The 25,482-nt window shown below is 64.7% G+C and carries 22 protein-coding genes; 12 read left to right on the forward strand and 10 right to left on the reverse strand.

Annotation, left to right across the window (positions count from 1 at the left end; all coding sequences use genetic code 11):
- Nucleotides 1–1,277: 1,277 nt before the first annotated feature.
- Nucleotides 1,278–2,708, reverse strand: coding sequence for a CCA tRNA nucleotidyltransferase (locus CTB96_RS04750; protein ID WP_110125725.1), 1,431 nt, complete (start codon nt 2,706–2,708; stop codon nt 1,278–1,280).
- A 90-nt stretch (nt 2,709–2,798) separates the two neighbouring features.
- On the opposite strand from CTB96_RS04750, the gene CTB96_RS04755 reads away from it, so the two are divergent.
- The 6 genes from CTB96_RS04755 to CTB96_RS04780 all read left to right on the forward strand — a co-directional run bounded on the left by CTB96_RS04755 (nt 2,799) and on the right by CTB96_RS04780 (nt 10,658).
- The gene (locus CTB96_RS04755) at nt 2,799–5,141 is read left to right on the forward strand and encodes a DUF6049 family protein (protein ID WP_110125726.1); all 2,343 of its coding nucleotides are present in this window, start codon (nt 2,799–2,801) and stop codon (nt 5,139–5,141) included.
- 10 nt (nt 5,142–5,151) lie between these two features.
- Nucleotides 5,152–6,753 carry a murein biosynthesis integral membrane protein MurJ gene (gene murJ / locus CTB96_RS04760; RefSeq protein ID WP_248283211.1) on the forward strand — a complete coding sequence of 534 codons (1,602 nt, stop codon included), beginning with the start codon at nt 5,152–5,154 and terminating at the stop codon, nt 6,751–6,753.
- A gap of 142 nt (nt 6,754–6,895) precedes the next feature.
- A complete protein-coding gene (gene trxB / locus CTB96_RS04765; protein ID WP_110125728.1) occupies nt 6,896–7,870 on the forward strand; it encodes a thioredoxin-disulfide reductase in 975 nt (324 codons plus the stop codon).
- Nucleotides 7,871–7,882: 12 nt separating this feature from the next.
- The gene (gene trxA / locus CTB96_RS04770; RefSeq protein ID WP_066598673.1) at nt 7,883–8,206 is read left to right on the forward strand and encodes a thioredoxin; all 324 of its coding nucleotides are present in this window, start codon (nt 7,883–7,885) and stop codon (nt 8,204–8,206) included.
- Nucleotides 8,207–8,339: 133 nt separating this feature from the next.
- Nucleotides 8,340–9,659, forward strand: a complete 1,320-nt coding sequence (locus tag CTB96_RS04775; RefSeq protein WP_110125729.1) for an aminotransferase-like domain-containing protein — start codon at nt 8,340–8,342, stop codon at nt 9,657–9,659.
- 39 nt (nt 9,660–9,698) lie between these two features.
- Entirely contained in the window at nt 9,699–10,658 is a 960-nt protein-coding gene (locus CTB96_RS04780; protein WP_110125730.1) for a D-alanine--D-alanine ligase family protein, read from the forward strand.
- Nucleotides 10,659–11,769: 1,111 nt separating this feature from the next.
- Here CTB96_RS04780 and CTB96_RS04785 read toward each other — a convergent pair.
- The 9 genes from CTB96_RS04785 to rpmH all read right to left on the reverse strand — a co-directional run bounded on the left by CTB96_RS04785 (nt 11,770) and on the right by rpmH (nt 17,369).
- Nucleotides 11,770–12,024 carry a hypothetical protein gene (locus CTB96_RS04785; RefSeq protein ID WP_110125731.1) on the reverse strand — a complete coding sequence of 85 codons (255 nt, stop codon included), beginning with the start codon at nt 12,022–12,024 and terminating at the stop codon, nt 11,770–11,772.
- A gap of 330 nt (nt 12,025–12,354) precedes the next feature.
- Nucleotides 12,355–13,398 (reverse strand): ParB/RepB/Spo0J family partition protein, encoded by a 1,044-nt coding sequence (locus tag CTB96_RS04790; protein ID WP_110125732.1) that lies wholly within the window; start codon nt 13,396–13,398, stop codon nt 12,355–12,357.
- Nucleotides 13,398–14,330, reverse strand: a complete 933-nt coding sequence (locus CTB96_RS04795) for a ParA family protein (protein WP_110125733.1) — start codon at nt 14,328–14,330, stop codon at nt 13,398–13,400. The genes CTB96_RS04790 and CTB96_RS04795 overlap by 1 nt, the downstream gene beginning before the upstream one ends.
- Nucleotides 14,331–14,417: 87 nt before the next feature.
- Nucleotides 14,418–15,047 carry a 16S rRNA (guanine(527)-N(7))-methyltransferase RsmG gene (gene rsmG, locus CTB96_RS04800; RefSeq protein ID WP_110125734.1) on the reverse strand — a complete coding sequence of 210 codons (630 nt, stop codon included), beginning with the start codon at nt 15,045–15,047 and terminating at the stop codon, nt 14,418–14,420.
- A 13-nt stretch (nt 15,048–15,060) separates the two neighbouring features.
- Nucleotides 15,061–15,573: a Jag family protein gene (locus tag CTB96_RS04805; protein WP_248283212.1), complete on the reverse strand. Its 513-nt coding sequence runs from the start codon at nt 15,571–15,573 to the stop codon at nt 15,061–15,063.
- Nucleotides 15,574–15,590: 17 nt separating this feature from the next.
- On the reverse strand, nt 15,591–16,565 hold the full coding sequence (gene yidC / locus CTB96_RS04810) for a membrane protein insertase YidC (RefSeq protein WP_110125736.1): 975 nt from the start codon (nt 16,563–16,565) through the stop codon (nt 15,591–15,593).
- The gene (yidD, locus tag CTB96_RS04815) at nt 16,553–16,885 is read right to left on the reverse strand and encodes a membrane protein insertion efficiency factor YidD (RefSeq protein ID WP_110125737.1); all 333 of its coding nucleotides are present in this window, start codon (nt 16,883–16,885) and stop codon (nt 16,553–16,555) included. The genes yidC and yidD overlap by 13 nt, the downstream gene beginning before the upstream one ends.
- Nucleotides 16,882–17,223 (reverse strand): ribonuclease P protein component, encoded by a 342-nt coding sequence (gene rnpA, locus CTB96_RS04820; RefSeq protein WP_110125738.1) that lies wholly within the window; start codon nt 17,221–17,223, stop codon nt 16,882–16,884. Before rnpA ends, yidD begins: the two co-directional genes overlap by 4 nt.
- A gap of 8 nt (nt 17,224–17,231) precedes the next feature.
- Nucleotides 17,232–17,369 (reverse strand): 50S ribosomal protein L34, encoded by a 138-nt coding sequence (rpmH, locus tag CTB96_RS04825; RefSeq protein WP_010204566.1) that lies wholly within the window; start codon nt 17,367–17,369, stop codon nt 17,232–17,234.
- Between the two features lie 394 nt (nt 17,370–17,763).
- On the opposite strand from rpmH, the gene dnaA reads away from it, so the two are divergent.
- From dnaA to gyrB, 6 genes are all read left to right on the forward strand, one after another.
- Nucleotides 17,764–19,185, forward strand: coding sequence for a chromosomal replication initiator protein DnaA (gene dnaA, locus CTB96_RS04830; protein ID WP_110125739.1), 1,422 nt, complete (start codon nt 17,764–17,766; stop codon nt 19,183–19,185).
- A gap of 365 nt (nt 19,186–19,550) precedes the next feature.
- Nucleotides 19,551–20,699, forward strand: a complete 1,149-nt coding sequence (gene dnaN / locus CTB96_RS04835; RefSeq protein ID WP_104163736.1) for a DNA polymerase III subunit beta — start codon at nt 19,551–19,553, stop codon at nt 20,697–20,699.
- A 43-nt stretch (nt 20,700–20,742) separates the two neighbouring features.
- Entirely contained in the window at nt 20,743–21,630 is an 888-nt protein-coding gene (gene gnd, locus CTB96_RS04840) for a phosphogluconate dehydrogenase (NAD(+)-dependent, decarboxylating) (protein WP_110125740.1), read from the forward strand.
- Between the two features lie 6 nt (nt 21,631–21,636).
- Entirely contained in the window at nt 21,637–22,857 is a 1,221-nt protein-coding gene (recF, locus tag CTB96_RS04845) for a DNA replication/repair protein RecF (RefSeq protein ID WP_110125741.1), read from the forward strand.
- Nucleotides 22,850–23,353, forward strand: coding sequence for a DciA family protein (locus CTB96_RS04850; RefSeq protein WP_110125943.1), 504 nt, complete (start codon nt 22,850–22,852; stop codon nt 23,351–23,353). The genes recF and CTB96_RS04850 overlap by 8 nt, the downstream gene beginning before the upstream one ends.
- A 121-nt stretch (nt 23,354–23,474) precedes the next feature.
- Nucleotides 23,475–25,454, forward strand: a complete 1,980-nt coding sequence (gene gyrB / locus CTB96_RS04855; RefSeq protein WP_110125742.1) for a DNA topoisomerase (ATP-hydrolyzing) subunit B — start codon at nt 23,475–23,477, stop codon at nt 25,452–25,454.
- Nucleotides 25,455–25,482: the final 28 nt, after the last annotated feature.

Consider the following 25,482-nt stretch of genomic DNA (forward strand, 5'->3'; position numbering starts at 1 on the left):
GAGCCACCGGGCCATCGCCCTGCCCGGGGCGCGGAGCCGGTCCTCCCGCCGTTTCTCTTCCCAGACGATTTCGTCGATGGAGCGCCCGCCGCGAAATTGTGCACGGGTGTACTTCACCTCTCCGTCGAACTCACCAAGAAGAGGCATTCGTTTCACGTGGAACCTCCGCTTCCACCGGAAGTCCACCCGGTCCTCACCGAATGCGTGCGGATAGACGATCTGCAGGTCGGGCACCGGCATCCCGGCCAACCAGATCCCGGTACGACTCAACGACTCTCCAACAGAGCCGGACCGCGAGTCCGCGAAGTCCACGGCCTGCCGCGCCCGGCGGGTGCCTCTGGCACTGCCCAGCCGGAGCACTCGATCCATGACCTCCTCAGGCAGCACGGCCGGTAGAGCCAGTCCATCCGGACCGGCGAAGTGTTCCTGCAGCCCGGCATCCAGACTGATCACCGCCGAGCGGAAGGGTTGGCTTCGGGCCAGGTCGACCAGGGTGCGGATCCTGGTCGTGACCAGTAGCCCGGCTATCTCGGTGACGTCGGCATCGGGGAGTGGGTCGTGGTGCCACACGACCGCGGTCTTGGAAGTACGCGTCTGCCCGCTCCCGCCTTGCAGATGCACGGCGGCCGGCCATTGGCCGAGGATCGGCAATCCCCACACCCGGGCCGCCGAGACATGGCTGATCACCGGTTGCTCCCGCCGGGAAATGGCCGCCGCCTGGATACGCAAGAGATAACGGTCATCCGAGTCGGCACTCGACCAGATACTGCTCGGCAGGTAGATGCCGCGACGAAGTCGCTCAAGACGGCCGGCTTCTCGATCGCGCCGCTGGGCACGGCCGTCATGACCGAGCTCTGTGTGGGCGAGCTGAAGCCCGAAGGCTGGCATCCGGGGTTGTCCATGCGGGGTAGCCTCGCTCGTCAACCGGCGCCCTCCGCCAGGCGGAGCCGCCCTGTGCACAACCTGGTCCGTGCGACACCTGTGGAGGAGTGCTGTTCCGCAGCGCGTGGCGCGCGACCTGCCCTCTTACGGACCAACTGCCCCAGCCAGCGGGAGCAACTCGTCCGCATAGGGGCAACTCGACCAAGAGAACCCCACCTCCACAGAGCGGCCCGACCCGACAGGTGAGGAGGAGTGCCCCCGGGTACCCCGCGCGGGAGCAGCGAGCTGCCCTGCTCCGGACCAACTGCCCCAGCCGGCGGGAGCAACTCGTCCGCACATGGGCAACTCGGCGAAGGGTGCACACCCCCGCGGGAGGATCGGGTGCGGCGGGAGGATCAGGTAGTGCGGGCGGCCCACCAGGACTGCAGCCGACGGGTGGCTTCCTCGGTGCCGAGCGGGCCATCGTCGAGCCTCTGTTCAAGCAGGTACCGATAGGCCTCACCCACCTCACGGCCGGGCGTGAGCCCGAGAACCGCCATGATCTCCTCGCCGTCGAGGTCGGGCCGCACCGCTTCCATCTCTTCCTGCGCGGCGAGCTCGCTGATGCGCTGCTCGAGGTCGTCGTAGGCGAAGCCCAGACGATCGGCCTTGCGGCGGTTGCGCGTGGTGACGTCGGCCCGGGTGAGGATGTGCAGGCGTTCCAGCTGGTCACCGGCATCCCGCACGTAACGCCTCACGGCGGAGTCGGTCCAGGCACCCTCGGTGTAGCCGAAGAAACGCAGGTGCAGTTCTACCAACCGGGAGACAGCCGAGATGGTGTCGTTGTCGAAGCGCAGGGCGCGCAGCCGCTTCTTCGCCAGCTTGGAGCCGACAACGTCGTGGTGGTAGAAACTGACGACCCCGCCGGCCTCGAGCCTGCGGGTGGCCGGCTTGCCGATGTCGTGCAGCAGAGCGGCGAGGCGCACGATCAGATCGGGCTGCGCCAGATTCTGGCGACTGCGTTCGTAGCCGATGGCCTGATCGAGCACGGTGAGGGTGTGCTGGTAGACGTCTTTGTGGTGGTGGTGTTCGTCGATTTCCAGGCGCAACGCCGGGATCTCCGGCAGCACCAGGGCGGCCAGACCGGAGTCGACGAGCAGTTCAATGCCGGCCCGCGGATTGTGGGCGCGCAGGAGCTTGCCGAGTTCATCGCCGACCCGCTCAGCGGAGATGATGCTGATGCTGCCGGCCATGGCCGCCATGGCAATCGCGGTGTCGATCTCGAGGGTGAAGCCGAGCTGGGCGGTGAAGCGCGCGGCCCGCATCATCCGCAGCGGGTCATCGCCGAACGAGATCTCGGGCGACGTGGGTGTGCGCAGCACTCCATTGAGGAGGTCGTCGATACCGTTGGAGGGATCCACCAGGGTGACCTGGGGCAGCCGCAGGGCCAACGCATTGACGGTGAAGTCGCGCCGGAGCAGGTCGTCATCCAGGCTGGTGCCGAACACCACGTCGGGCCGACGGGTCTGGCCGTCGTAGCTGTCGGCGCGATAGGTGGTGATCTCCACCTTCTCACCGGCGATCTGCGCACCGATGGTGCCGAAGGCACGACCGATGTCCCAGTGGGCCTCGGCGATCGGCTTGACGATTGCGAGGATCTGGTCGGGGGTGGCATTGGTCGTGAAGTCGAGGTCGTTCGTGACTCGGTCCAGGAACGCATCCCGCACCGGGCCGCCGACGAGGGCCAATTCGAAACCGGCCTGAGCGAATGAATTCGCCAGTCGGGAAACCGTGGGGGAGGCAGCCAGGTCGCCCAGTCTTGCGAGGGCTGCCGCGACGCTCTGCATGCCCCCATGGTAGTTGCTCGCTCGGCGCCGCCGCTCTCCGCCCAGCCCACGCGGAGGGTTCTGCTCTGTCTACGCCGTAGAATCCCGTATATGGTGGCCGATTCGAATTACGCGCGTCGGCCTGCGCTCCCCGGAATCCGGCGCCGGTTTGTCGCCGCCCTGCTCTGCGCGCCGCTGCTGCTCTGGCCCGCCGTCACCACGGCGAGTCCAGCCACGGCGGCCGCGACCGTGACCGGCTCGGTACACGCTGCGGCGGATGACGGCAGTGTCGGCATCGACATCACTCCGAGCGGCTCTTCCGTTCTGCATCTCGACCAGCCCTTGCAGTTGTCGGTGACCGTCACCAACGACACCGCAGACGCCGTGACCGACGGTTCGGTCGACATCTACCTGGCCGAGCGTGCGCTCACAACCCGCACCGCTTTGGACGACTGGCTCGACCCTGACGAAGACACCGATTCCGGTGACCTGATGACATCAACCCCGCTGGACACCACGGTGCAGCCGCACAGCACCGTGACCGTCGCGGTCACGGTGCCCTTCGAGTCCCTCGGCCTGTTCGAGTGGAGCCCCTGGGGGCCTCGGGGAATTTCGGCCTCCCTCAGCACCAAGGACACCGTGCGCGCATCGGCGCAGTCGACTTTCGTCTGGTACCCGGACAACGCCGAGACCCCGATCACACCGGTCACTCCGGTCAACCTCACTGTGACCATGCCGATCACCACACCCGTGACCAGTACCGGGTTGATCACCGCAGACGACCTCACCGCGTACACGGCGCCCTCCGGCATCCTCACCCGCCAGCTCGACGGAGTGTTCAACCGTCCGGTGGCCATTGCCATCGACCCCATGATCATCGCTTCCATCCGGGTGCTCGGAACGGCCGCCCCGGCCTCGGCGGTCGAGTGGCTCAACCGCCTCGCGTCCGCCGAGAACGATATATTCCCACTCGGCTATGCAGATGCCGATCCGTCGTTGGTCGTACAGGGTGGCTCCGCCGGCGTGCTCACACCCACGTCTCTGGCCTTCGCGACCGATCCCGAGCTGTTCGTCCCGACCGAACCGACCGCTCTGCCCGACCCGCAGGACGAGCCCGCCGAATCAGATATTCCGGAACCGACATCTACCGAGGCACCAGCCGAGCCGGGCGACGCCAGCACAGTTCCCACCCTCGATCAGCTGCTCGCCTGGGACTACACCTCCACCACCATCGCCTGGCCGGCCGACAACGCTGTGGCACAGGCCGACATCGACGCCTTCGCCGGCAGTGGCCTCACCACCACCATTCTCTCGGCCGGCAACGTCTCCACGACCAGCGCGGACCCGATCGCGAACACCACCATCGAACTGGGCGAGACCGAGCTCGGCCTGGTCTCCGACACCGACATCTCCGCCGCCCTCCGCGCCGCCGTCACGGCGACGACCGACGAGGACTGGCGAGGCGCCCTGGCTGAACTCTCGTCTCAGATCGCGGTCGTCGCGGTGGAGAACCCCGACCGGGCTCGCACGCTGCTCGCTACCCTCGACCGCGGTTGGCCGCCGACATCGAGCCGCCTCAGCCAGACGATCGACTCGCTCGCCGCCCTGCCCTGGTACACCGCCACCCCACTCACCACGGCGCTGGCCACCCCGGTGTCGTCCGGCGTCACCTTCGCGGCTCAGGCCGAGCCCGCCGAGAGCGTCGATCTCGCCCGCCGCCTGATCCAGCGTGAGGCCGAACTGACCAGCTTCTCCGGCGCCCTCTCCGATCCCACCGCTGTGCTGGCACCGAATCGGCTGGCACTGCTCGCTCTGCTGGCCACGGCCTGGGAATCGCAGCCGGACGAGTGGCGCACGGCGGTCGGAGACAACCTCGCCGCCTCGCACGATCAGCTGCGCTCGGTCACGGTCAGCACCAAGGGCCCGATCAACGTCGTAGGCAGCAAGGTCGACATTCCCGTCACCCTGAACAATGCGCTCGGGCAGGCCGTCACCGTGCGGGTGCAGGTCGTTCCCTCGAACGGGCGCCTCGTTGTCGGCAACGACGTCGAGGCCGTCCTCGATGCCAGTTCGGCCAAGACCGTGTCGATCCCGGTGACCGCCGCGGTCGGAAACGGCGCCGTCACCCTCCGAGTCACCCTGTACACCCCTGCCGGCGAATCCATCGCCCAGCCGTCCCTGATCTCGGTGAACGTGCGGGCGGACTGGGAGGGCATCGGCTCGCGCATCTTCGCTGCCCTGGTGGTGCTGTTCTTCGGCTTCGGCATCTGGCGCAACATTGTGCACCGTCGCCGTGACCGCGCCCTCGCCGCTCAGACCGAGGCCGACCCTGATGCCGACCTGGAATCCGGTGCGGATGCCCCGCCCACCGGCACCATCACCGTGCCACCCGCCGCGCCCACCGCGCCGGCACCGGTCGACCCCGACGAACTGCCGACGGCTCCCCGTGGCTAGCCAGGGCGGAGTGGGCCGCGCAAGTGCGATCCTGGCCTCTGGCACGCTCGTCTCGCGTCTGCTCGGCTTCCTCAAGGTCATCGTGTTCGCCCAGGTCCTGGGCCAGATCAGCAAGAGCGCAGACGCGTTCTCGCTGGCGAACCAGCTGCCGAACACGGTCTACACGATCGTGGCCGGTGGCGTGCTGACCGCCGTACTCGTGCCCCAGATCGTGCGGGCCAGCCTGCACGACGACGGCGGCACCGCCTACATCAATAAACTGGTGACCCTCGCTCTGAGCATCCTGGCCGGGACGACTCTGGTGGCCTGCCTTCTGGCACCCTTCATCACCCGATTCATCGGGCCCGGCTACTCCGAAGACCAGATCGCTCTCGCCATCGCGTTCGCTTACTGGTGCCTGCCGCAGATCTTCTTCTATGGCCTCTACACGGTGCTGGGCGAGGTGCTCAACGCGCGCAGGTCGTTTGGGCCGTTCACCTGGGTGCCTGTGATCAACAACGTCGTTGCGATCGCCGGGCTCCTCGCGTTCATGGCTCTCTTTGGGGCGGATGCACACGGCGACCGACCGGTCACCGACTTCACCCCCGGCATGGTCGCCCTCCTCGGCGGCAGCGCGACTCTGGGAGTGGTGCTGCAGGGCGTGGTCCTGTTCTACTTCTGGCGGCGTATCGGGCTGCGCTACCGACCTGACTTCCGCTTCCGCGGGGTCGGTCTTGGTGCGGCCGGCAAGATGGCCAGTTGGACCTTCGGCATGTTGCTGCTCACCACGATCGCCGGCATCGTGGAAACGCAGGTGGTCTCGACAGCATCCGGCGAGGGCGCCTCCACCACGGTACTCAGCACCGCCTGGCTGATCTTCATGCTGCCGCACTCGATCATCACCGTGTCGGTGGCCACTGCCTACTTCACGCGCATGAGCGAGCACGCATCCCGCGGCGATAATTCGCTGCTGCGAACGGATGCGTCGTCGGCGATCCGCGGCACCACCCTGTTGATCGTGCTCGCCAGCGCCGTGATCATGGTGTGCGCCTATCCCTTCGCGGCAGTGTTCAATAATTCAAGCTTCGAGAACGTGCAGGCCATCGGCAACGTCATCATCGCCTACCTGGCCGGCCTCGTCGGGTTCTGCGTGCTGTTCGTCGTGCAGCGCAGCTTCTACGCCCTCGGTGACACGCGCACCCCGTTCTTCTTCACGCTCTTCCAGGTCGTTCTGGTCGTCATCGGCGTGCTCGGCTGCATGCTGCTGGCGCCGGAGTGGATCGCCTTCGGCATCGCACTCGTCGTCTCGGTGTCCGGCATTCTCCAGGCCATCCTGGCTGCCTGGTTGCTGCGCAAACGCCTCGGCGGTATCGACGGCAAGCGCATCCTGCGCAGTCTGGTGAAGTACCTCGTGGCGGTCCTGGTTCCGGTCGCCGCAGGGTTGGGCATCCTCGTCGCTGTCGGCGGCACGGTGGACGGCGGATTCGCCCTTTCCGGAATCGTGGCCTCGATCCTCTCCATGGCACTGATCGGAGTGGTCATGGCCGGGCTTTACTTCGGCATCCTGCTGCTCATGCGCAGTCAGGAATTGCACGGCTTCCTCGCCCCGCTCAAAGCGCGTCTGCGGCGCTGACGCCCCTGCCGGCAAGCTGTATGCCGGCTGTGATCGGGGCCCTCAGGCCGGCCGGCGCGGAATAGCATCCGATTAGGATGTGTTGTACCCGAAAGTGAGGCGCCGAAGGGCGTCTCTCCCACTGATTTCAAGGAGTCTACGCGTGCGTCAGATCATCATCATCGGCTCGGGTCCCGCTGGGTTCACGGCCGCCATCTACGCTGCTCGGGCAAACCTCAAGCCGCTCCTGATCGCGAGTTCGGTTGAAGCCGGTGGCGAGCTGATGAACACCACCGAGGTGGAGAACTACCCCGGCTTTGCCGACGGCGTGCAGGGTCCTGAACTGATGGCCAAGATGCAGGAGCAGGCGGAGAAGTTCGGCACAGAGGTCGTCTACGACGACGTCACCCACCTCGACTTCGGCGACACCATCAAAACCGTCACCCTGGGCAACGGCGAGAAGCATGAGGCGCTGTCCGTGATCTTCGCCACCGGCTCCGCGTACCGCAAGCTCGGCCTGGACGACGAAGAGCGTCTCAGCGGTCGCGGCGTCTCCTGGTGCGCCACCTGCGATGGTTTCTTCTTCAAGGAGAAGGTCATCGCCGTCGTCGGCGGCGGCGACTCCGCCATGGAAGAAGCAACCTTCCTTACCCGGTTCGGCAGCAAGGTCATTGTCATCCACCGCAAGGACACGCTGCGCGCGTCCAAGATCATGCAGGAGCGCGCGTTCGCGAACGAGAAGATCCAGTTCGTCTGGAACTCCGAGGTCGTCGGCATCGACGGCGAGGAGGCCGTTGAGGGGCTGCGCCTGCGCGACACCGTCACCGGCGAAGAGAGCACCCTTCCCGTCGGCGGCCTGTTCGTGGCCATCGGCAACGATCCCCGCACCCACCTCGTACACGGCCTACTCGACCTGACACCCGAGGGCACCATCGCCGTCGCCGGCCGGTCCTCCAAGACCAGCCAGACGGGCGTGTTCGCCGCCGGAGACGTCATCGACCCCACGTACCGCCAGGCCGTCACCGCGGCCGCCAGCGGCACCGTAGCGGCGCTGGACGCCGAGCACTACCTGGCCACCCTCCCTGAGGAACTTCTGGCCCAGGCCGGCGACCCCGCACTTGCAAGCGTTACCAACTAAGGAGAATCACACATGTCAGCACGCGCCGTCACCGACGCCACCTTCGACCAGGAAGTCATCAACAACGAGAAGACCGTCCTGGTGGACTTCTGGGCCGAGTGGTGTGGTCCGTGTCGCGCCGTCAGCCCGATCCTCGACCAGATCGCCGCTGAGAACTCCGACAAGATCGACATCGTCAAGCTCAATGTCGACGACCACCCGGCCCTGGCCGCGAAGTACATGATCACCTCCATCCCCGCGATGAAGGTCTTCCAGAAGGGCGAGGTCGTCAAGACCGTCATCGGCGCGAAGCCGAAGCCTGCCCTCGAAGCCGACCTGGCCGCCTACCTCAAGTAGCCGCGGCTGGTTCACCTCGAACCCCACACCCGCCCGGCACTCGCCGGGCGGGTGTTTTTGTGTATCCGGCCGCGGATGCAGCGGCTGCACATGGCACCCCATACGATTAAGGCCTCACCAGAACGGATATGACGTGACAGCGATAGGCGCCTCCCAGGCCGGTAACAACCTCGACCCGTGGTACCACCACTACGCCGAGCGAGCCGCCGCCTTGCGCGCCTCGGAGGTGCGAGCCCTGTTCGCCGTTGCCTCACGGCCCGAGGTCGTCTCTCTGGCCGGCGGAATGCCCTACGTCGCCGCCCTGCCGCAGGACCTGGTCATGAACGCGCTCGAGAACGTCATGCGCAAACAGGGCCCGGTGGCCCTGCAATATGGCTCTGGTCAGGGAGTTCCCGCGTTCCGCGAGCAAATTCTCGAGGTCATGGCGCTGGAAGGCATCCGCGCCAACGCAGACGACGTCGTAGTCACCACTGGTTCCCAGCATGCGCTGGAGTTGGTGAGCAAGCTCTTCCTCGATCCCGGCGACGTCGTACTCTCCGAGGGTCCGAGCTATGTCACCGCCATGGTGATCTTCAAGTCGTACCAGGCCGATGTCGATCACGTGCCCATGGACGAGAACGGCATGATCCCCGAGGCCTTGCGCGAGCACATCGCCCGACTGAAAGCCGCCGGACGCACAATCAAGTTCCTGTATACGATTCCCAGCTTTCACAATCCCGCTGGAGTGACCCTCAGCTGGGCCCGTCGCCTGGAGATTCTCGAGATCGCCCGCCAGAACCAGATCCTGGTGCTCGAGGACAACCCCTACGGTCTGCTGTACTTCGATCAGAAGGCGCCGGATGCGATGCGTTCGGTGGAACGCGACGGCGTGGTCTACCTCGGTACCTTCTCCAAGACCCTCGCGCCGGGGTTCCGGGTGGGGTGGGCGCTAGCGCCGCATGCCATCCGCGAAAAGCTCGTGCTCGCCAACGAGGCGGCCATCCTCTCCCCCAGTTCGTTCAGCCAACTGGTGATCTCGGAGTACCTGTCGACCGCCGATTGGAAGGGCCAGATCAACACCTTCCGCGGCGTCTACCGGGAGCGCAAGGAGGCCATGCTCTCCGCGCTCACCGAGTACTTGCCCGACCTCACCTGGACCAACCCCAACGGTGGTTTCTACGTCTGGCTCTCGTTGCCAGACACCCTGGACTCCAAGGCAATGCTTCCCCGTGCGGTCAAGGAGTTGGTGGCCTACACCCCCGGCACCGCGTTCTTCGCGGATGGCCAGGGTCGCCAGAACATCCGGTTGTCGTTCTGCTACCCCACGCCCGAACACATCCGCCTGGGCATTCGACGGCTGGCCACCGTCATCCGGGACGAACTCGAGCTACTCGACACGTTCGCCGGCACCGGGTCCCTCTCCCCGGCACACGACGGCCGACGTTTCGGCGCACCGCCGCCCGACATCAACTGACCCCGTTCTTTCCGGCACGAGCTAAGGAAATCCCAGATCATGAGCGAAACCGAGTTTCTTGACATAGTCGTGCTCGCGGGCGGCATCTCGCATGAACGAGAGGTCTCCCAGCGCAGCGGACGCCGTGTTTCCGACGAACTCACCAACCTCGGCCATACCGTGACGATCCTGGACCCGCAGGCCGGCCTGCTCGCCGAACTCGCACACCGCCAGCCCGATGTGATCTGGCCGGTCCTGCACGGCGCCACCGGCGAGGACGGCGCGCTGCTGTCCCTGCTGGAGACTACCGGAATTCCCCACGTGGGCCCACGCGGCACCGCCGCCGGCCTGGCCTGGTCCAAGCCCACCGCCAAGGAGCTCGTGCGCCGGGAAGGCTACGCCACGCCAGCCTGGATCGCCCTGTCCCGCGAAACGTTTCGGGACCTCGGTGCCGGCAGTGTTCTCGAGCACCTGGTCGATGCCCTCGGGACCCCTCTGGTGGTCAAGCCAGCCCAGGGTGGGTCCGCACAGGGAGTCACCATCGTCGACACGGCCGCCGGCCTCCCCCGCGCTATGGTCGACGCCTACACCTACGCCGACACGGCCCTCGTGGAGACGAAGGTCGAGGGTACCGAACTCGCCGTCACCGTTATTGACACCGGGGATGGCCCCGTAGCCCTTCCGGCCGTCGAGATCGTACCGGTGAGTGGCGCCTACAGCTTCGAAGCCCGCTACAACGCGGGCGAGACTCTGTTCTTCACCCCCGCCCGCATCGCCCCTGAGATCGCTCAGCGGGTTGCTGAAACGGCTGTGGCGATTCACAGTCTCCTGGGTTTGGCCCAATTGTCGCGTATCGACCTCATGGTGGATTCCGAGGGCACAGCGTGGTTCCTCGAGGCCAATGTGCTCCCAGGACTCACCGAAACGTCCCTCGCCCCGCAGTCCATCGAGGCATCCGGGCAAACCCTCGGGTCCGTGTACGCAGCCCTAGCGCGCGCCGCGTCGATTAGCCTCCAGTAGTCGAAATGGTCATGTTTCACGTGAAACATGACCGCGATCTGCATTAAGGACAACACTCCCCCAGCCTCTCGCCGCACCCTTCGGCCCAGCGTCGTTCGAGTAGTACGGATGCGCGCGCACGACTCCCAAGATCGTGCGACGTACTCAGTATCCCAACCCGGGAGGAAGAATTAATGACGAGCTGATCAGCTCATTTGCTGGACAGCACGACATCGTTGCCCGAGCTCTCCTGACCGAAATCGTCACTAACTGTGAGCCACCTTTGCCGGCGCTCGGCGAGGTGGACCAGCGCAAATAGCAGGTGTGGTTGCTCAGGGGCAGGCACATAATCGCTGACTTTCCATACCGAGCGCCGTATGCTTCCACTAACCGGGGCCGGGCGTAAAGAACTCGAGCTGTCGCACCCGGTACACCTCTGGTACCGCTGCTCGTGAACCCGCACGGGATGCGCGTCCACCGCGGTCCACATTGGGCCCAACCGAGTCTCGGTACGCCCCTCCCGAACCGAACAGGGACTGTCGAGCAAAGCCGTCGCGGCGAAGCGACCTCATTCGCTCCTCCACCGCGCATCTGGGCACCAACATGACACGATACCCACCAGGATGCGTGGAGCCCGCGGGACTCGTGCGCTTGACCCCGTCGTGCACGCCGCGCCATCTCTTCCTGGACGGCCGGACTCGTGGACCGCGTTCACCACCGACCAACCACAGATGTTCTCCGCGCAATGTTTCACGTGAAACACTGTCCCGCGCAGACTGATCTGCCCGCGGAGAGTCACCGGGCAGACCCCGTGATCCTTGATGCAGCCCGAGACTAGCCGCGCAGAATATTTCCGCGGCTGTATCTGTCGCAGTTGCGCTCCCTGGGCCCTTCGCGCGTCGACCTGTTGTCGTTCTTCGGGCCAAATTTGCTCCGAAATTGGCGATTTTCGCGTCTCTGAGAGCGATCCTAAGCGCCTGCAGCCGACGTGCGTGATGGTCAGATGCCGGACTCTCACCGGAGAATGGCCGCTCTAACAACTCATTTCGGTCCATTTAACGCGCGACTTGCCGTGTGCGCGCGACGTGCGCTGAGAACACGGCCGTCGCCGTCGATTTGGACACGGCGGGTTTCACGTGAAACGTCCCGGGAAATGGCCTTCACCGATTGCGCAGGGCAGGCACACACTGGCCACTGGCTGATGTTTCACGTGAAACAAGTCGATGCGCATCTGGTGGCCAGAGCGTGCGGCAAAGATTTCCGCCAGCGGCACCTGGATCCCGACCAGCCCGACCAGCGGCACCTTGGTCCCGACCAGCCCGACCACCGGCAGGCGGGCCTCGACCAGCCCGACCACCGGCAGGCGGGCCTCGACCAGCCCGACCACGGATAGGCGGGCCTCGACCTGTTCGACCGGCGGTAGGCGGGCCTCGATCGGCTCAGTCCGCCGAACGGGTCTCTACAGGTTCGACCAGCGAGAAGACGAATCTTGACTGGCCTGATCGGCGGGACCTTTGGCCTCGCTATATGTTTCACATGAAACACGCGCTCCAACAGGAGAAGCCGTCGCGCTCGCTCAACGACGTGGGCGCGAATTTCGGGTCTCGTTGATTACCTACCTCGGCCGCCACTGCAGAGATCGGTGCAGTACGCCCGATGCTCAGGTCAGGTCGAGAGCAGCTTCAGTGCCATGTTTCACGTGAAACATGGCCATGGATCAGCTCGCGCCGAAGCCTGGTTCGCCGAGCACGCCGAGGATGCGGTTGAGGTCGCCGATTGTAGCGAAATCAACCGTGATCTGGCCTTTTCGTGCGCCGAGACTGATCTTGACCCGCGTGTCCAGCCGGTCACCAAGGTGTTCAGCGATCTCGTTGAGGTGCCCCTGGCGCTTGCCGGCGGCCGGCTTCACAACAACGGGTTTGGGGCCCGCCGCGGCAGCAGCCTCAGCCGCGCGCACCGACAGGTCCTCGTTCACGATTTTGTCGGCCAACCGCAGCATGCCGTCGAGTGTGCCTACGGAGAGCACGGCGCGGGCGTGGCCGGCCGAAAGTACACCCGCCGCAACCCGCAGCTGCACCGATTCCGGCAGCTTCAAGAGCCGCAGGGTATTGGTGATTTGTGGCCGTGACCGGCCAATTCGGTTGGCAAGTTCATCTTGGGTGATGCCGAAGTCAGACAGCAGCTGCTGGTAGGCCGACGCCTCTTCCAGCGGGTTCAGCTGGGCGCGGTGCAGGTTCTCCAGCAGCGCATCGCGCAGCATGTCCACATCCGCCGTGTCCCGCACGATGGCAGGAATGGTGTCGAGGCCGACCTCTTTGGTGGCGCGCAAACGGCGCTCACCCATGACCAGTTCGTACTTGCCCGGCTGCTCGGTGATCGGACGCACCACGATGGGCTGCAGAACTCCCACTTCACGGATGCTGTGCACCAATTCGGCGAGGTCGTCTTCGTCGAAGACGCTGCGAGGCTGCGCCGCATTGGGCACGATATCGGCTGGGTTGAGATGAGCGAGGCGGGCGCCGGGCACGGGAAGCAGTTCAACGCCAGCAGTTTCAGCGGATTCGGGGGAGCCGTCGATCACTGCAGACGCAGACGAACCTGCATCGACCGACGCGGCCAGGGTCGACGCGCCGGCGGTGCCCTCAGCGTGCGGCACCTCGTTGTACGGGAAGAACACGTCGACCGGCCGGGCCTGCGATGGGTTGTCCTGGACCGGAATCAGCGACCCAATACCGCGGCCCAGCCCTGTGCGTTTCGCCATTACTGCCCATCTCCTGTTCGTGGAACGCCCCGACGGGCGATTTCTGCCGCTGCTTCGAGGTAGGAGAGCGATCCTACGGAGTTGAGGTCATAGCTCACGACGCTCTGGCCGTAACTCGGGGCCTCAGAAACCCGCACGGAGCGCGGAATCAGCGTCTCCAGCACCTGCTTGGGGAAGTGATCCCGCACATCCTGGGCCACCTGATTGGCCAGGTTGGTGCGGCTGTCGTACATCGTGAGCAGGATGGTCGACACATAGAGCTGGGGGTTGAGGTGTTTCTCGATCAGCTCGATGTTCTTGAGCAGCTGACTCAGTCCTTCCAGCGCGTAGTACTCGCACTGGATGGGAATGAGCACCTCGCGCGCCGCCACGAACGCGTTGATGGTGAGTAGCCCCAACGATGGTGGGCAGTCGATGAAGACGTAATCGTAGGGGTCGGTCATCTCCTTGACGTGCAGGTCAAGCGCCCGACGCAAACGCTGCTCCCTGGCGACCAGTGAGACGAGTTCGATCTCGGCACCGGCCAGATGAATGGTCGCGGGCACGCAGTAGAGGGCTCCGAACTCGGGGCTCTTCTGCACGACATCCACCATGGGCAGGTCGTTGATGATCACGTCGTACACACTCGGCGTCTCGGCGCGGTGTTCGACACCCAGGGCGGTGGACGCATTGCCCTGCGGGTCCAGGTCGATCACAAGCACACGCGCGCCCTGTCGGGCAAGAGCGGCAGCCAGGTTCACTGCCGTTGTGGTCTTGCCCACTCCGCCCTTCTGGTTGGAGATGGTGATGACCCTGGTGCTCTCCGGCTTCGGCAGGCGCTCGGCCGCAATCAACTGACGGCGTCGGGTCAGGTCTGAGATCTCCCGGGCCAGCGGAGTGTCGATACCTGCACCGGGGGAGCCGGCCTGCTGGTCTTCGCCAGGATGTTTCACGTGAAACCTTTGCGTTCGACGATTGATGAGCCACCCGAAAGTGCGCCTCGGTGCTGCCGACTCGGGCTGAATCGACGTGGCCGGGGACTAGTCCACTGTAGCCCTAATGACCCGGGTAACGTCCTGCAGCACGCCCGCACCGAGGGTAACGACTTCCACATTGCGCAGCTTGAACCGGGCGATGGCCTTGGCGGCATTGCTGATCTCGCCGGCGGCCCCCGCGCCCTTCATCACCACGAGTTCTCCGCCGGGCCGGAGGAGCGGCGCGGTAAGCGGGATGAGGGTCTTGAGTGCACTCACGGCACGGGCCGTGACCTGGTCGAGGGGCGCGTTCAGACGGATGTCTTCGGCCCGGGCGCGCAGCACCGAGGCGTTGGTCAGACCAAGCGCGGTGATCTGGCTGTTCAGCCAGGCGACGCGACGCTCCATCGGCTCGATCAGCACGAAGGAGACATCGGGACGGGCGATTGCGAGCACCAGGCCGGGCAGGCCCGCACCCGAACCGACATCTCCGACCAGGCCGGGCCGCAGCAGCGGAGCCACCACGACACAGTTCAGGATGTGCCGGCTCCAGAGCCGGGGAAGCTCGAGGGGCCCGATCAAGCCGAGTTCCTCACCCTGTTCGGCCAGGTGCTGGGTGAACTCGCGCGCAACGTCGATACGGTCGCCGAACAACTGCGCCGCGACGGCCGGTTCGGCCTCGAGAGTGTCAACCATGTACGGCGCGGGACTACGCGGCGGTGATCACGGTGTGACGGTCGCGACCCTCACCCAGTGACTCGGACACGAAGCCGCGCTCCGACACAATGTCGTGCACGAGCTTGCGTTCGTACGAGGACATCGGGGGGAGGGAAGCCTCCGTTGCGCCGCCTTCGATGCGCTCGATGGCCCGGCCGACCAATTCGGTCAGCTCGGCCTGACGCGCTTCGCGGGACCCGCCGATGTCGAGGATCAGGCGGGAGAACGAGCCGGTCTTGTTCTGCACAGCGAGCCGGGTGAGCTCCTGCAGTGCGTTCACGGTGTCGGGCTTGGACAGCAGACGGAGGTTGCCGGCATCGGACGAGTTCACCGACAGGTACGCGCGTCCGTTGCGGGCGTCGATGTCGATGTCGCCGTCAAGGTCGCAGATATCGAGGAATTCCTCGATGTAATCCGCGGCAATGTCGCCTTCCTGCTCCAACTGGCCGATAGTCGGCGCAGCGTCGGCCGCGTCGGCGTTGAGCACGTCAGTGTTCTCAGTCACGTTGTTGTCCATCCCTGTTACTTCTTGGGGCCGGTCTGCTTCTTGGCACGGTTCTTACCCACGGGCTGCTGGCGCTGAGCCGGCTTCTTGGGCTCTTCCACCACGATGATGTCGCCATCTGTCGCAATGAGCTTGCCCTTGCGGGCCAGGCGCTCCTCGCGGGCCTTGGCGGCCTCGCTGCCGGGGGTAGGCATGTTGCGGATCACGAGGAACTGCTGTGCCATCGTCCAGATGTTGGAGGTCAGCCAGTAGAACATGACACCGAGCGGGAAGGCCACACCGGAGAAGGCGAAGACGAGGGGGAGCAGGTACAACATGATCTTCTGCTGGCGGAACATCGGGCTCGCCTTGGTCTCCGGCGACATGTTCTTGGACACGATCTGCAGCTGCGTGATGAACTGCGAGGCAGTCATCAGCACCACCATGGTGGCGGCGATGATCATGACCGAGAGGTTGAACTCCTGGCCACTGGTCCACAGCGTCCACTGCTGGGCGAAGGTGTCGTGCAGCGGGGCCACGCCGAACAGGGTGGCGTTACCGAAGCTGGTCGCGAGATCCTGGTTGAGCGGGCCGACGCCGGCGTTGGACTTCTGGGCGTCGTTGAGAACGGAGAACAGGGCGAAGAAGATCGGCATCTGCAGCAACAGCGGCAGGCACGACGCCAGCGGGTTGGTACCGGTGCGCTTGTAGAGCTCCATCGTCTCGCGGGACATGGCCTCGCGGGAGAACTGGTCCTTCTTACCCTTGTACTTATCCTGGATCTTCTTGAGCTGAGGCGCGACCTCGAGCATCTTGCGCTGGCTCTTGATCTGCCGCACGAAGATGGGGATGAGCGCGGCGCGCACCACCAGCACCAGGCCGACGATGGACAGAACCCAGGTGATGCCGTCGTTGTAGCCCATCCCGAAGTTGGAGAAGAGCCAGTGGAAGGCGACGAGCAGAAGCTCAACGGCCCACTTCAGCGGCCAGAGAATTGTACCTATGAGGTCCATGCGTGCGGGTCAGCCCTTTCCGTGGCTAAAGGAACTACAAATCCAAACGACGTCACGGTATGGCGACGGTGTCGTTTCAGGGGAACATCATCGATTCCGCCCTCAGCCCAAGGATGACAACGCAAAACCCGGCGAGCGGCGAAAAAAGAGCCGACGATCAGGCCATATTCTTGAACGGCGCCGAGGGCGTACGCCGAGCACGAGGGGTAATACCGGCAAACATCGCCGTACAGCGGTGAGATCACAGCGCGGTAGACACGCAGCACCAGCACCCCGAGGTTTCGGGGGAGCAGTAGGAGCGTGTAGATCGCCTTGTTCATCGGCCGCGCTGGCCTTTGACCAGTGCATGCGACAACTCGGCCACAAGGGCCGGCCAGCTGGCGTTCACTGACGAGGGCAGAGCCCGAAAAACGATCTCCGTCCCGGCAGGTACGCCAGGAAGGAGATCGAAGCTTGCCGCTTTCATTCGACGACGGATGCGATTGCGCACCACCGCGCCGCCAACGTTCTTGGCGACGATGAACCCGAACCGCACCGGAGTGGGGTCAGCGTTCTGTCGGAGGTACGCCACAGTGTGCGGGCCGACGACCCGCACACCTCGTCGAACGACAGCTTTGTAGTCGCTCCCGCTCGTAATGCGATTGGCGTGAGCGAGCACAGGAGGACTTACGCGGAGAGTTCGGTGCGACCCTTGCGACGACGGGCACCGAGGATGGCGCGTCCGGCGCGGGTGCGCATACGAAGACGGAAACCGTGCACTTTCGCGCGACGACGGTTGTTCGGCTGGAACGTTCTCTTGCTCATTGTTCAATCTCCACGTATTGGATCTCCGCAGGCCTAAACGAGCGGCCGGGAAAGAGTGAGGTAGCCCACGGGCTGGGGTCAACTGATTAAAACTACGGCTTCGGCCGCCCGCGGTCAAACTGAAGACGCCCAAACGTACGATTCTGCCCATTGAATTCCCATTTCTGGTACAGACACGCGGGTTTACTTCGAGCTAATTTGGCCTGACCGTCGGTCATTGACTACCGTGAGGACAAGTTATCCACAGGTTGTGGGTAAAGCCTGAGAATCCAGTCGTTATTTGCCCACAGGCGGTGGATAACCTTGTGGATGAATCTCGCGGTGAGACACTTTGTGTCGACAACCGGAGCATCTCTCACGGCTTTGAGCGTAAAGATCAAGATTGTGGGGAACCATGCCAGACGGGGAACAGCCCATCAGCGAAACATGGCGGTCGGTTCTGACTCTGTTGGAGTCCGATGACACCGTCACTCCCATGCTGTACGGCTTCCTGAACCTGGTGGAACCGAAGGGCATCGCGGCCGGCACCTTCTACCTCGAAGTGCCGAACGAATTCACCGCGAGCATGCTCAACGTGCGCATGCGGGTGCCGCTGCTCACCGCGATGGGCCAGCTCAGCGATTCCGTCGCCGTGACCACCTTCTACGTCGTGGTCAACCCCGAGCTCGAGCAGGAGTCCCTGCGCCCGGTGCAGGAACCGATCGAGCGCCAGCCCGACATCGAAACCCCGGCCACCCCGCAGTCGGTCTTCGAGAGTGCGTCGCCGGAACGGCCGCACGACACCCGGTTGAACTCTAAGTACAGCTTCGACAACTTCGTCATCGGCCAATCCAACCGCTTCGCCCACGCCGCAGCCGTCGCCGTGGCCGAGGCCCCCGCCAAGGCTTATAACCCGCTCTTCATCTACGGCTCATCCGGGCTGGGCAAGACCCACCTGCTGCACGCCATCGGCCACTACGCCATGAGCCTGTACCCCGGCATCCGGGTTCGGTATGTCAGCTCGGAAGAATTCACCAACGACTTCATCAACTCGATCGCCAACAACCGGGGCTCTGCCTTCCAGAACCGGTACCGCAACATCGACATCCTGATGATCGACGACATCCAGTTCCTGCAGGGCAAAGCAGAAACCCAGGAAGCGTTCTTCCACACCTTCAACACCCTGCACGACCACAACAAGCAGGTGGTCATCACCAGCGACCTGCCGCCGAAGGCCCTCACCGGGTTCGAAGACCGCATGCGCTCGCGGTTCGAGTGGGGCCTGATCACCGATGTGCAGGCGCCCGACCTCGAGACCCGCATCGCGATCCTGCGCAAGAAGGCGCAGAGCGAGAAGCTGCAGGTCCCACACGACATCCTGGAGTTCATGGCCTCCAAGGTCTCCTCGAACATCCGCGAACTCGAGGGCACCCTGATCCGGGTCACCGCATTCGCCAGCCTCAACCGCACCCCGGTCGACATGAACCTGGTGCAGACCGTGCTCAAGGACGTGATCACCCTCGACGAAGACAACGTGATCGCGCCGGTGGACATCATCACCAACACGGCGGACTACTTCAAACTCACGGTCGACGACCTGTACGGATCGTCCCGCTCGCAGGCCGTGGCCACCGCCCGGCAGATCGCGATGTACCTGTGCCGTGAGCTGACCAACCTGTCCCTGCCGAAGATCGGCCAGCTGTTCGGCAACCGCGACCACACCACGGTGATGTACGCGAACAAGAAGATCAGCGAACTGATGAAGGAACGCCGATCCATCTACAACCAGGTCACCGAACTCACCAACCGCATCAAGCAGGACAACCGGTACAAGTAAAGAAAAATTTTTTGTGTTTCGTACCTGTGGATAACCCTGTGGAAACTGCCGGGAAAACTCGGGCCCGCCTGTAGAAACAGTTCGCTCGCTTGTGAAAACTCCGAATTACCGAAAGCAGTTCCTGTCATTCATTGGGGTTAACGCTCACAGGGCGTCCACAAGTTACAAGTTTGTAGTTCCCAGTCGCTGATTGACATCCACAGAGTTATCCACAGTTTCCACACCGGTTAAGAAGATTAACGTTTAACTTAATTCAGCTCCAGGTCCAACAACCTTTACTCGCCCGGCTCGCAAGAAATGGCCGGTCAAGAAACCCGACTAGCATTGAGGCCGTATCCAGGTCTCCCACCGACAGGAGTGACTTCGTGAGATTTCAGGCCAATCGGGATGTCTTCAGCGAAGCCGTATCTTTCGCTGTCAAGCTCCTTCCCCAACGCACCACCCTGCCCATCTTGAGTGGCGTCTTAATCGAAGCGACAGAGACCGGCCTGATCCTCTCGTCATTCGACTACGAAGTCTCAGCGCAGACAGAGATCGCCGCCGATGTCGAAGAGACCGGCAAGGTTCTCGTTTCCGGTCGGCTGCTGGCCGAGATCGCCAGCCGGATGCCCAACGCGCCGGTTCGGTTCTCGACCAACGAGTCCCGCATCACCGTGAGCTGTGGCACCGCGAACTTCACCCTGCTGTCTATGCCGGTAGAGGAATATCCAAGCATTCCCCAGGTCAGCGCCCAATCCGGGCTCGTTCCTGCCGAGGAGTTCGCGGCGGCTGTCTCGCAGGTCGCCGTCGCTGCGTCCCGCGACGACGTCACCCCGGTGATCACCGGCGTGCAGCTGCAGATCACCGAGAACAGCATCAGCCTCGTGGCCACCGACCGGTACCGCGTGGCTGTGCGGGAGATCGACTGGGACCCGGGTGCCAACCAGGCGCAGGAACCGATCACCGCGCTGGTGCCGGCCCGCACCCTGCAGGAAGTCGGCAAGACGTTCGGTCACAGCGGAACGATCTCCGTGGCCATCACCAACACCGACGACCGTGAGCTCATCGCCTTCACCGCCGACAAGAAGACCGTCACGTCGCTCCTGATTAAGGGAAACTACCCGCCCGTGCGCCGGTTGTTCCCCGACAACGTCGACAACTACGCCGTGATGAACACGGCCGAACTGATCGAAGCCACCCGCCGGGTGCAGCTGGTGCTCGAACGCGAAGCCGCACTCCGGTTCAGCTTCACCGCCGACGGTCTCACCCTCGAGGCGATCGGATCCGAGCAGGCCCAGGCATCGGAAACCATCGACGCCATCCTCTCCGGCGGCGACACCGTCGTCTCGCTCAAGCCGCAGTTCCTACTCGACGGTCTCGGTGCCGTGCACTCGGAATTCGTGCGCATCTCGTTCACCAAGACCGAGAACCCGAACAAGCCCGGACCGGTGCTGATCACGAGCCAGACGTCGCGGGAACAGCCGGGCGCCGACAGCTACCGCTACCTCCTGCAGCCGAACCTGCTCCTGCGCTAAAACGCCAGCCTCACCCGTACGCCCAGAACCTCGAAGGACTGCCATGCACATCGGAATCGTCGGCCTCGGCAAAATGGGTGCCAACATGCGCGACCGCCTCCGCACCGCGGGGCTGACCGTCACCGGCTACGACCGCAACCCCGAGGTGACGGATGTCGCCGGCACCGCAGAACTGATCGCGGCGCTGCCCGCGCCGCGCCTGGTCTGGGTGATGGTTCCCGCCGGCGCGATCACCACCTCCGTGATCGCCGACCTGGCCACCAAACTCTCCCCCGGTGACCTGGTCATCGACGGTGGAAACTCACGGTTCACCGATGACTTCACCCACGAGGCGCTGCTGGCCGAGCAGGGCATCCACTATGTCGACGCGGGTGTTTCCGGCGGCATCTGGGGACTGACCAACGGTTTCGGCCTGATGGTCGGTGGCTCCGCCGAAGACGTGGAGCGGGCCATGCCCGTCTTCGACGCGCTGCGCCCGGAGGGGCCCCGCGAAGAAGGTTTTGTGCACGCGGGCAAGGTCGGCGCCGGCCACTACGCCAAGATGGTGCACAACGGCATCGAATACGCCCTGATGCAGGCCTACGCCGAGGGCTACGAACTGCTCGAAAAACGTGACGACTTGATCCACGACGTTCCCGGTATCTTCACCGCCTGGCAGCGCGGCACCGTGGTGCGGTCGTGGTTGCTCGAACTGCTGGTGCGCGCCCTCAAGGACGACCCGCAGTTGGGCGACATCGAAGGCTACGTCGAAGACTCCGGCGAGGGCCGCTGGACCATCGAAGAAGCGATCAACAACGCCGTGCCGGTTCCCGCGATCAGTGCCTCGATCTTCGCCCGCTTCACCTCCCGCCAGGAAGACTCACCGGCCATGAAGGCCGTGGCCGCACTGCGCAACCAGTTCGGTGGCCATGCCATAAAGAAGGCAGACTGATCCCGCGTGCGGGTCACTCACCTCTCCCTCACTGACTTCCGCAATTACGCGGGAGCCGAGGTTCCGTTCGGCGCCGGCCCGAACCTCATCGTCGGGCGCAACGGCCAGGGCAAGACCAACCTGGTCGAAGCACTCGGATTCCTCAGCACCCTCAGCTCCCACCGGGTCTCCCAGACCGGGGCGATGGTGCGATCGGGCCAGGACGCCGCGATCATCCGGGCCCGGCTCGAGCACAACGGCCGGGATATCCTCGCCGAGGTGCAGATCAACCGCTCGGGACTCAACCGGGCCCAGATCAACCGCTCGGTGATCAAGACCCGCGAGCTGCCCCGATACTTCTCCAGCGTGCTCTTCGCCCCCGAAGATCTCGCCCTCGTGCGCGGCGACCCGTCCGGTCGCCGCCGGTTCCTCGACCAGCTGCTGGTGCTGCGCAACCCCAGGCTCTCCGGGGTGCTCACCGACTACGACCGGGTGCTCAAGCAGCGCAACACCCTGCTCAAGTCCGCCAGGGCATCCGGCCTGAAGACCACTCAGCTCGGCACCCTCGATATCTGGGATGAACGCCTGGTGGCGCTGGGCTCCGAGATCATCGACGCCCGCGCCGACCTGGTCGCCCAACTGCTGCCGCCGCTGCACAACGCCTATCAGGCGGTGGCCGGTGCCGACCACGGACCGAACCTGGTCGCATCGCTGAGCATCCTGGGCGCCGACGAGGAATCCGACGAGACCGGCTCCCCCGCGGCCACTCCCCCGATCGATGGCTCCGGCACGGCCGACACATTCCGCACCGCCCTGGCGGGTCTGCGCCGCAAGGAACTGGACCGCGGCATGACCCTGGCCGGACCGCACCGTGACGACCTGGTCTTCGAACTCAACAACCTGCCGGCCAAGGGCTACGCCAGCCATGGCGAATCCTGGTCGTTCGCCCTGGCGCTCAAGTTGGCGTCGGCCGAGCTGCTGCGCCGGGACTCGTCCAGCGGCGACCCGGTGCTGATCCTCGATGACGTCTTCGCCGAACTCGACCAGTCCCGCCGCCGCCGGCTCGCGGCCGCCGTGACCGGATACGAACAGGTGCTGATCACCGCCGCCGTCTTCGAGGACGTGCCCGCGGTTCTCGCCGCCCACGCCATCCACATTCACGCGGGCGCGGTGGTCGAGAACCCCGTCGTCGACGGCGGCCCCACCGATACCGCCCCGGCGGCGGAAGACGGTGCCGCCCGTGGCTGAGCCCCGTGGCACCGAGCACAGCGAGGCGGCGAAGGTCTACCTGCGGTTCAAGGATGTTTTCGGTGATCCGAACGCCAAACGCCTGCGCGCCAGGCGCAAGCCCAGCGCGCAGATCGGTTCCAGCGTTCCGTTCGGCGCCGGCCGCGACCCGCACGGGCTCGGCGACACCATCAACTCCCTGACCATGCAGCTGGGCTGGAACTCCCCGCTCGCGCAATCGGAGCTGCTCGCCTCCTGGATCGAGCTGGCCGGCGAAGAAACCGCAAAACACTCCACGCCCGCCGGCATCGACGAGGGCGTTCTGACGGTGCATTGCGAGTCGACCGCGTGGGCGACCCAGCTCCGAATGATGCGGGTCGAGATCATGACGCACATCGCCCAAAAGTTCCCGGATGCCGGGATCGCCGCAATTCGTTTTCAGGGGCCTAACGCGCCCTCCTGGAAAAAGGGTCCCAGATCAATTCCAGGGCGGGGTCCACGCGATACCTACGGGTAGGGAGACAAATCAGGTCAACCGTGCGAATAAAACGCGTCAAACGGCGGATTTGGCCGTTCGGGCGTGGCGTGTTTGGTAGGCTGAGGGGTCGCCTGTGCGACGGTCAGGAGCCCAATTTCACATGACAATTGAACCGAAAACTGAGCCGGAGCAGCACGCTTACGGCGCAGAGGACATCCAGGTTCTCGAAGGCCTTGAAGCTGTTCGCAAGCGACCCGGAATGTACATCGGTTCAACCGGTCCACGCGGTTTGCACCACCTGGTCTACGAGATCGTCGACAACTCCGTCGATGAGGCCCTCGCGGGCTACTGCGACACCATCGACATCCGCATCCTGGCCGACGGCGCCGTGCGCGTGCAGGACAACGGTCGAGGCATCCCGGTCGACATCCACAAGGCCGAAGGCAAATCCACGGTCGAGGTGGTCCTCACCGTGCTGCACGCCGGCGGCAAGTTCGGCGGCGGCGGATACGCCGTCTCCGGTGGCCTGCACGGCGTCGGCAGCTCCGTCGTCAATGCGCTCTCCAGCCGCCTCGAGGTAGAGGTACGCCGGCAGGGCAACGCCTGGCGGCAGAGTTTCCACAACGGTGTGCCGAACGAGTCCCTGCACAAGGACGAGGTCTCGGACGAGACCGGCACCACGATCACGTTCTGGCCGAGCGCCGAGACATTCGAGACCATCGACTTCGACTACGAGACGTTGCGCGCCCGCTTCCAGCAGATGGCGTTCCTCAACAAGGGGCTGCGCCTCACCCTCACCGACGAGCGCGTCGACAGCCTCGACGCCGAGGGCAAGCCGCTGAGCAACTCGTTCATGTACGAGCAGGGCCTGATGGACTACGTGGCCTACCTCAACCGGGCCAAGAAGGCCGAACTCGTCAACGAAGAGATCATCTCCTTCGAATTCGAAGACACCGAACGCAAGATCGCGCTCGAGGTGGCCATGCAGTGGACCACCGCATACACCGAGAGCGTGCACACCTACGCGAACACGATCAACACCCACGAGGGTGGCACCCACGAAGAGGGCTTCCGCGCCGCGCTCACCACGCTGGTGAACAAGTACGCCCGGGAAAAGGGCATCCTCAAGGAGAAGGACGACAACCTCTCCGGCGACGACGTGCGTGAGGGCCTGACCGCCGTCGTGTCGATCAAGCTCGCCGAACCGCAGTTCGAGGGCCAGACCAAGACCAAGCTGGGTAACACCGAGGCGAAGACCTTCGTGCAGCGCGTCGTCGGCGACCAGCTCACCGACTGGTTCAACCGCAACCCGGTTCAGGCCCGCGAGATCATCCGCAAGTCCCTGCAGGCCGCGACCGCACGCATGGCCGCGCGGAAGGCGCGGGAAACCGCCCGCCGCAAGGGCCTGCTCGAGGGCGGCGGCATGCCCGGCAAGCTCAAGGACTGCCAGAGCAAGGACCCCGCGGCATCCGAGATCTTCATCGTCGAGGGTGACTCGGCCGGCGGTTCCGCCGTGCAGGGTCGCAATCCAGAGACCCAGGCGATCCTGCCGCTGCGCGGCAAGATCCTCAACGTGGAGAAGGCGCGCCTGGACCGTGCCCTCGGCAACGCCGAAGTGCAGGCGATGATCACGGCGTTCGGCGCCGGCATCGGTGAGGACTTCAACCAGGACAAGGTGCGATACCACAAGATCGTGCTGATGGCCGATGCCGACGTCGACGGCCAGCACATCACCACCCTGCTGCTCACCTTGCTGTTCCGCTACATGCGGCCGCTGATCGACCTCGGCTACGTGTACCTCGCGCAGCCGCCGCTGTACCGGCTCAAGTGGGCCAACTCGGCTCACGAATACGTCTACTCCGACGCGGAGCGGGACGCCCTGCTCGCCGACGGCGCCGCCGCCGGCAAGCGGATCCCGAAGGACAACGGCATCCAGCGCTACAAGGGTCTGGGCGAGATGGACTACAAGGAGCTGTGGGAGACCACGATGGCCCCCGAGTCCCGCACCCTGCTCCAGGTGACCCTGGACGACGCGGCAGCCGCCGATGAAATTTTCTCCACCCTGATGGGCGAAGACGTCGAGTCCCGACGCAACTTCATCCAGAAGAACGCGAAGGACGTGCGTTTCCTTGACATCTGATGACACCACCGGCACCACGCCGGATGCC

Origin of the sequence: Cryobacterium arcticum (assembly GCF_003185895.1) — a bacterium.
Lineage (GTDB): Bacteria > Actinomycetota > Actinomycetes > Actinomycetales > Microbacteriaceae > Cryobacterium > Cryobacterium arcticum.

What these genes read in the sequence shown, in the direction of transcription:
- gyrB (WP_110125742.1), top strand. Translation starts at nt 23,475, where the DNA reads ATGACAATTGAACCGAAAACTGAGCCGGAGCAGCACGCTTACGGCGCA.
- CTB96_RS04780 (WP_110125730.1), top strand. Translation starts at nt 9,699, where the DNA reads ATGAGCGAAACCGAGTTTCTTGACATAGTCGTGCTCGCGGGCGGCATC.
- CTB96_RS04790 (WP_110125732.1), bottom strand. Translation starts at nt 13,398, where the DNA reads ATGGCGAAACGCACAGGGCTGGGCCGCGGTATTGGGTCGCTGATTCCG.
- dnaA (WP_110125739.1), top strand. Translation starts at nt 17,764, where the DNA reads ATGCCAGACGGGGAACAGCCCATCAGCGAAACATGGCGGTCGGTTCTG.
- yidC (WP_110125736.1), bottom strand. Translation starts at nt 16,565, where the DNA reads ATGGACCTCATAGGTACAATTCTCTGGCCGCTGAAGTGGGCCGTTGAG.
- CTB96_RS04750 (WP_110125725.1), bottom strand. Translation starts at nt 2,708, where the DNA reads ATGCAGAGCGTCGCGGCAGCCCTCGCAAGACTGGGCGACCTGGCTGCC.
- yidD (WP_110125737.1), bottom strand. Translation starts at nt 16,885, where the DNA reads ATGAACAAGGCGATCTACACGCTCCTACTGCTCCCCCGAAACCTCGGG.
- rpmH (WP_010204566.1), bottom strand. Translation starts at nt 17,369, where the DNA reads ATGAGCAAGAGAACGTTCCAGCCGAACAACCGTCGTCGCGCGAAAGTG.
- trxA (WP_066598673.1), top strand. Translation starts at nt 7,883, where the DNA reads ATGTCAGCACGCGCCGTCACCGACGCCACCTTCGACCAGGAAGTCATC.
- CTB96_RS04755 (WP_110125726.1), top strand. Translation starts at nt 2,799, where the DNA reads ATGGTGGCCGATTCGAATTACGCGCGTCGGCCTGCGCTCCCCGGAATC.
- gnd (WP_110125740.1), top strand. Translation starts at nt 20,743, where the DNA reads ATGCACATCGGAATCGTCGGCCTCGGCAAAATGGGTGCCAACATGCGC.
- rsmG (WP_110125734.1), bottom strand. Translation starts at nt 15,047, where the DNA reads ATGGTTGACACTCTCGAGGCCGAACCGGCCGTCGCGGCGCAGTTGTTC.